5 protein-coding genes are annotated in these 6292 nt (G+C 73.2%); 1 reads left to right on the top strand and 4 read right to left on the bottom strand.

The genetic code is table 11. The features are described 5' to 3' along the window. Both PKE44_RS13560 and PKE44_RS13555 read right to left on the bottom strand, forming a co-directional pair. The coding region (locus PKE44_RS13560; protein WP_324552075.1) for a patatin-like phospholipase family protein at window positions 1–980 on the bottom strand (980 nt) is incomplete at its 3' end. 4 nt (window positions 981–984) lie between these two features. After that, a complete protein-coding gene (locus PKE44_RS13555; RefSeq protein WP_324552074.1) occupies window positions 985–1653 on the bottom strand; it encodes a fumarylacetoacetate hydrolase family protein in 669 nt (222 codons plus the stop codon). A gap of 258 nt (window positions 1654–1911) precedes the next feature. Here PKE44_RS13555 and PKE44_RS13550 point away from each other — a divergent pair, with 258 nt between their 5' ends. Then, on the top strand, window positions 1912–2991 hold the full coding sequence (locus PKE44_RS13550; RefSeq protein ID WP_324552073.1) for an alpha/beta hydrolase: 1080 nt from the start codon (window positions 1912–1914) through the stop codon (window positions 2989–2991). A gap of 20 nt (window positions 2992–3011) precedes the next feature. Here PKE44_RS13550 and ligA read toward each other — a convergent pair whose 3' ends face one another. Both ligA and PKE44_RS13540 read right to left on the bottom strand, forming a co-directional pair. Further along, window positions 3012–5417 carry an NAD-dependent DNA ligase LigA gene (ligA, locus tag PKE44_RS13545; protein ID WP_324552071.1) on the bottom strand — a complete coding sequence of 802 codons (2406 nt, stop codon included), beginning with the start codon at window positions 5415–5417 and terminating at the stop codon, window positions 3012–3014. A 375-nt stretch (window positions 5418–5792) separates the two neighbouring features. Beyond that, window positions 5793–6292 (bottom strand): cell division protein ZipA C-terminal FtsZ-binding domain-containing protein (locus tag PKE44_RS13540; protein ID WP_324552070.1); only part of this gene is annotated, 500 nt, incomplete at its 5' end.

Raw genomic sequence — 6292 nt, 5'->3', positions numbered from 1 at the left:
CCGCTCCAGCCCTCCAGAAACGCCGCCGCCACCTGCCGTCCCTCGCGCATCAGCCCGCGCAGGAAGGCCGGGTTGCGGTCGCGCTTGGCGGCGTGATCGAGCGTGCGCGCCAGCTGCAGCCGGTGGACGCGGATCGGGCGGAAGCGCCCCGGGGCGAGTTCGCCGCTCGCGAGCAGGCGGTTCACCAGCTCGATCGTGCCGAGCGCCTGCTCCAGCGCCAGATGGCCGGCAAGCTCGCCGTGGCGGTCGCGGATCGCATCGAGCGTGCGCGGCAGCTCCGGCGTGCTGCGCGGGTTGATCTGCACGACCCACAGCTCGTCGGGCGCGAGCGCCGCGAGTTCGCGGATCGGCGGGTTCTGCGTGAACAGGCCGTCCCAGTAATGACCGGCCCCGACGCGCACGGCACGGAACAGCGTCGGGGTCGCCGTCGAGGCGAGCAGCGTCGCCACCGTGATCTCGGCGTCGCGGAAGCTGCGTGCGCAGCCGGCGAGCACGTCGACGGCGCCGACGAACAGGCTCGGCCGGCCGGGGCCGGTGAGCTGCGGGATGCGCTCGAACTCGACGTGCCATTCGAGCAGCGAACGCAGCTGGTCCTGGCCCCAGTTCGGCACGTCGTACGGCGACAGCTCCGGCAGCAGCAGGTGATCGCGCAGCCGCGCGCTGCCGAGCACGAACTCGTTGAGCAGCTGATCCGGCAGCGTCTCGGCGGCGTTGTCGTGCCAGAAGTCCTCCAGCAGGCGCACGCCCTCGGCCGGCGAGCCGAGCAGCAGCCCGTACCAGGCGAGCAGCGCGCAGATCGCCCCGCCCGAGCTGCCGGAAAACCCGGCGATCGTGAAGCGCCCGTCCGCCCCGGCCGCCGCCAGCAGCTGCTGCAGCACGCCGGCCGTGAACGCCGTGTGACTGCCGCCGCCCTGGCAGGCGATCGCGATGCGCGGCAGCCGCGCCGCACCCGCCTCCCCCGCATCGGCGCAGCCGCCCATTGCTTCAGGCCACGCGCGCCGACCAGCTCCAGCGCCCGGCGAGGCGCAGCTCCAGCCGGTCGCCGGACGCGAGCGGTCCGACGCCGGCCGGCGTGCCGGTCAGCACCACGTCGCCGGGCAGCAGCGTGAAGTGGCGCGAGATGTGGGCGATCAGGTCGAGGATCGGATGCATCATCTGCGCGGTGCTGCCGTGCTGGCGGCGCTCGCCGTTGACCAGCAGTTCGAGTTCCGCCGCCTGCGGCTCCGGCAGTTCCTCGGGGCGCACGAAGCCCGACAGCGGACAGGCGCCGTCGAAGGCCTTTGCGAGTTCCCAGGGCTGGCCCTTGTTCTTCAGCTCGGTCTGCACCTCGCGCAGCGTCAGGTCGAGCGCGAGCCCGTAACCGGCGATCGCCTCGCGCGCCGCCGCCGGGCTGGTGCCGGTCAGGCGCCTGCCGATCAGCACGGCGAGTTCCAGCTCGTGATGGCAGCTGCCGCGCGCCTCGGGCAGGCGCAGCGGCGCATCGAGACCGACGATCGCCGTCGAGGGTTTCATGAACAGCAGCGGCGCCTCGGGCACGGCGTTGCCGAGTTCGCGCACGTGGTCGAGGTAGTTGCGGCCGATGCAGACGATCTTGCCGACCGGCAGGTCGATCGGCTGACCGTCACGGTCGCGGTGCTGGTAGGCATGTTCCATCGTCAGGGCTCCCGGTCCGCGCACCGGCAGCGGCGGACGACTGACAGATCGGCGGAATTGCTGCGGTTCGCAGGATGATCCCGCCATCGCTCGCGACGGCGGCTGCCGGCATTTAAGCCGCTCGCCGGTGCCGCGACAACGCTGCACGATGCTGCGCCGCAATGAGCGTGCAAGGGCTGGTTTCGGCCTGCCGGCTTGCGATGACTTCGCCGGTGCCGGCCCGCACAATGCCGCACCCGCCCGCCCGGACCGCCCGCCATGCCGATGCTCGACCTGCCCGACTGCCGCCTGCATTACCGCGAGACCGGCAGCGGTGCCCCGCTGCTGCTGCTGCACGGCAACTTCGCGAGCCAGCAGTGGTGGGCCCCGCAGTTCGCGGACCCGCCGGCCGGGCGCCGGCTGATCGCCCCCGACCTGCGCGGCCTCGGCGATTCCGGGCGACCGGGCCACGGCTACGACGTGCCGTGCGCCGCCGCCGACGTGCTGGCGCTGCTCGATGCGCTCGACATCGAACGCTGCGACGTGGTCGGGCACTCGCTCGGCGGCGTGGTCGCGCTGCAGCTCGCGATCCTGCAGCCGCAGCGGATCCGCAGCCTGCTGCTGCTGACGCCGGCGCCGGCCGACGGCATCCGGCTCGATCACCTCGGCCCGCTGGCCTGGCTCGGCGCCGAGCGCATCGCCCGCCTGATCCCGACGCTGACCCAGCACCACGCGACGATGGATCACCTGCTGCCGCACGCGCTGCCGGGCCTGCGCGAGGACGCCGCCCAGATCGCGAAGCTCTGCGAGATCGCGCTCGCCTGCGACCCGGCGGCGATCGCCGGCTACACCGGCGCGCTCGCCGGCCTGCGCCTGCTGCCGGCGCTCGCGACGCTCGATCAGCCGGTGCTGGTGCTCGCCGGGGCGCTCGATCCGCTGGTGTCACCGCAGTCGCTGGAACCGACGGTCGCGCAGCTTCGCCACGGCGCCCTGCTGATCTGGTCCGACTGCGGTCACGCACCGCAGCTCGAACAGGTGCAGCCGTTTCGCACCCTGCTCGCCGACTGGCTGGCCGATGCCTCGGCGGTGCTCGCCGACATCGGCCTGCACGGCGTGGTGAATCCGCCGCCGATCGTCATTGAACCGCCACCGCCGGAGCAACTGCTGGAAACGACGGTTCCGCTGACGCTGCCGGCGCTGCAGCCGGCCGCCAACGAGCTGCTGCAATCGGCGTTCGAGGCCGCGCAGCAGGCCACTCAGGCCGGCACCGCCGCCTCGGTCGCCGCGGTCGAGACGGCCGTGCAGGCCCAGGCCGGGCTGCTGCAGCGGCTGCGCAGCTGGCTGCACCTCGGCGACTGAAGCCGGTCACCCGACCGGCATCAGCCTCCGCCCGCCGACTCCCACTGCGCCAGCCGCTGCAGGAACGCCGCCTCGTCGAGCACCTCGACGCCGAGTTCCTGCGCCTTCGCGAGCTTGCTGCCGGCCTCGGCGCCGGCGACGACATAGCCGGTCTTCTTCGAGACGCTGCCGGCGACCTTCGCGCCGAGGGCTTCGAGGCGGGCCCTGGCCTCGTCGCGGGTCATCGCCGACAAGGTGCCGGTCAGCACGACGGTGAGGCCATCGAGCGGCCGGACGATGACCGGTGCGGCGGGCAGCAGCGCGAGCAGTCCGGCCGCGAAACCGGCGGTGCGCTGCACGCGCGCGCGGGATTCCGGCACGGCAAGCCAGTCGCGCAGCGCCTGTACGTGCCCGGCCGGCAGTCCGGTGCCTGCGAGGCGCGCCTCATCGGCGAGCAGGTCCGGCAGCGCGGCCAGCCCCTGCGCCCCGAGCGCCGGTGCGAGCTGGCGGGCGCGGGCTTCACTGAGCTTCGGGGCGCCGAGCGCGGCGAGCAGCGCGACCGGGTTCAGACGTTCGGCGAGCGCGGCGGCCGGCGGATGTTCGTCGGCGGGCTGCACGCCGCCGGCGAGCAGCGCATCGAGCGCCTGCTGGTTGCCGGGCTGAAGGAAGAACTCGTCGATGGCCTCGGCGACCTCGGGGCCGATGTCGGGCAGCGCGCGCAGCACCGGTGCCGGCGCGTGGCGCACGCGTTCGAGCGCACCGAGCCAGTCGGCGAGCGTCTTCGCGGTCGATTCGCCGACGTGGCGGATGCCGAGTGCGAACAGCAGGCGCGCGAGCGTCGTGTGCCGGCTGCGCGCCAGGGCCCCGATCAGGTTCTCGGCCCACTTCGTCGCGATCCTGCCCTGCGCGACGGTCTCGGGCGTGATGCCGTCGCGCTCGTCGGCGCGGCGCTTCATCTCCAGGAAGTCATCGAGTGTCAGCCGGTACAGGTCGGCGACGCCGTGCACGTAGCCGAGATCGACGAGGTTCTCGATGTAGCGCTCGCCGAGCCCGTCGATGTCGAGCGCGCGGCGCGCGGCGAAGTGGCGGATCGCCTCCTTGCGCTGCGCGGCACAGGTCAGGCCGCCGCTGCAGCGCGCGATCGCCTCGCCTTCGGGCCGCTCGATGTGCGAGCCGCACACCGGACAGTGCTGCGGCGGCTGCCAGGGCTCGTGCTCGGGATCGAGGAGGCTGCGCATCGGCCGGCGATCGAGCAGCACGCCGGCGACCTCGGGGATCACGTCGCCGGCGCGGCGCACGATGACGGTGTCGCCGATGCGCACGTCCTTGCGCGCGACCTCGTCGAAGTTGTGCAGCGTGGCATTGGTGACGGTGACGCCGCCGACGAACACCGGCGCGAGCCGCGCGACCGGCGTGATCGCGCCGGTGCGCCCGACCTGCACGTCGATGGCCTCGACCGTGGTGAGCTGCTCCTGCGCCGGGTACTTGTGCGCGCTCGCCCAGCGCGGCGCGCGCGCGACGAAGCCGAGCCGGCGCTGCCAGTCAAGGCAATCGACCTTGTAGACGACACCGTCGATGTCGTAGGCAAGCGCTGCGCGCTGCACGCCGATGCCGGCGTAATAACCGAGACAGCCGTCCGGGCCGAAGACCACTGCACGCTGCGGGCAGACCGGCAGCTCCCAGTCGCCGAGCCGCTCGATGATCGCCGAGTGCTCGCCGGGCAGCGCGCGCTCGTCCGAGACCTCGCCGAGACCGTAGGCGTAGAACGACAGCCGCCGCCCGGCGGTCACCGCCGGGTCGAGCTGGCGCAGGCTGCCGGCGGCGGCGTTGCGCGGGTTCGCGAAGGTCTTGTCGCCGCGTTCGCGGGCGCGCTCGTTCAGGCGCTCGAAGTCGCGGCGCAGCATGAATACCTCGCCGCGCACCTCCAGCACCTCCGGCCAGCCGCCGCCGGCGAGGCGCAGCGGGATCGCGCGGATCGTGCGCACGTTGGCGGTGATGTCCTCGCCGGTCGTGCCGTCGCCGCGGGTCGCGGCCTGACGGAGCAGGCCGTGCTCGTAGCGCAGGCTGACGGCGAGGCCGTCGAGCTTCGGCTCGGCCGAATAGGCGATCGCATCCACCTCGATGCCGGCCGCGGCCAGCCGCTCGCGCGCGCGGCGGTCGAAGTCGCGCACGTCGGCCTCGGTGAAGGCGTTGTCGAGCGACAGCATCGGCAGCGCGTGGCGCACCGGCGCAAAGCCCGCCGCCGGCCTGCCGCCGACGCGCTGGCTCGGCGAATCCGGCGTGATCCACTGCGGATGCCCGTCCTCGATGCCGCGCAGTTCGATGACCAGCGCATCGAACACCGCATCGGGGACTTCGGGCTGGTCGAGCACGTAGTACAGGTACTCGTGCCGGCGAATCTCATCGCGCAGCTGCAGCAGCCGGGCGTGGGGATCGAGGTGGCTCATGCGGGTCACGCGCAGCAGGTCATGCCGGTCTCGCAGCTGAACGCCCGGTCTTTTCAGCCTATCCCCCCTCGCGGGGGAGGCCTGGAGAGAGGGGATGAACCAGGGCGTTCATGCGTGATCGGCAGGAAGGTTTTCCCGCCGTCCCCCTCTCCGCCTCGACGCCGGGCGGGGGTCGGCAGGGTCTGCCGGTCGGGCGATGGCGACGACCGGTGCGGAGAGGGGCTGGAAAGCAGGCCGGGTGACAGGGAGCGGGCGCGCGATTGATCCGCCCCGCCCGGCCGTTCACCGCCGTCGTTCAGGCGCCCGCCGCCTGCGGGAGTGCAGCAGCGGGCAGCGGGACCGCCATGGCCGACGGCGCCGGAGACCGCCGGCAGCTCAGGCCGGTGCCGTCTGCCGCAGCCGGCGCTGGAAGTCGGTCACGCGCAGGCGCAGCTCGCTGATGCCGTCCGGGCCGAGCCGGCGACGCTGCTCGTCGCACAGCGTGCCGTTGAGCTTGGCCGCCAGCCGGCGCGCCTGCGACAGCATCAGCTCCAGCGACGGCAGCGGCTCGGCGACCGATCCCGGCAGCTTCATGAACAGCAGCAGGCCCGGCGTGCTGAGCTGCTGCACCTCGCCGGGCGGGAACACGCCCGGCTCGATGACGTTGGCGATCGAGAACACCGGCTTGCCGCGCACCTCGCCGTTGACGTAGCCGTCGAACAGGCCCTGCTTGCTGAACTTCAGCCCCAGATCGTGCGCAGCCATCAGCAGCTCCATGCCGGTGAAGCGCGCGCCGGGATCGGCCATCACCGTCAGCACGACGTGCAGGCTCGGCCCTGCCGCCGCCGGCGCACCGGCGGCGTTGGCGGCCGGGCGCAGGTTCAGCGGCGGGATGC

The sequence above is a fragment of the Plasticicumulans sp. genome (genome assembly GCF_035331805.1).
Taxonomy (GTDB): Bacteria; Pseudomonadota; Gammaproteobacteria; order Competibacterales; family Competibacteraceae; genus Plasticicumulans.
This window is presented reverse-complemented; position numbering and strand designations above follow the sequence as displayed.

Bases quoted from the DNA above. Each gene is read 5' to 3' on its own strand.
- PKE44_RS13555 (WP_324552074.1), bottom strand. From the start codon at position 1,653: ATGGAACATGCCTACCAGCACCGCGACCGTGACGGTCAGCCGATCGAC.
- PKE44_RS13550 (WP_324552073.1), top strand. From the start codon at position 1,912: ATGCCGATGCTCGACCTGCCCGACTGCCGCCTGCATTACCGCGAGACC.
- ligA (WP_324552071.1), bottom strand. From the start codon at position 5,417: ATGAGCCACCTCGATCCCCACGCCCGGCTGCTGCAGCTGCGCGATGAG.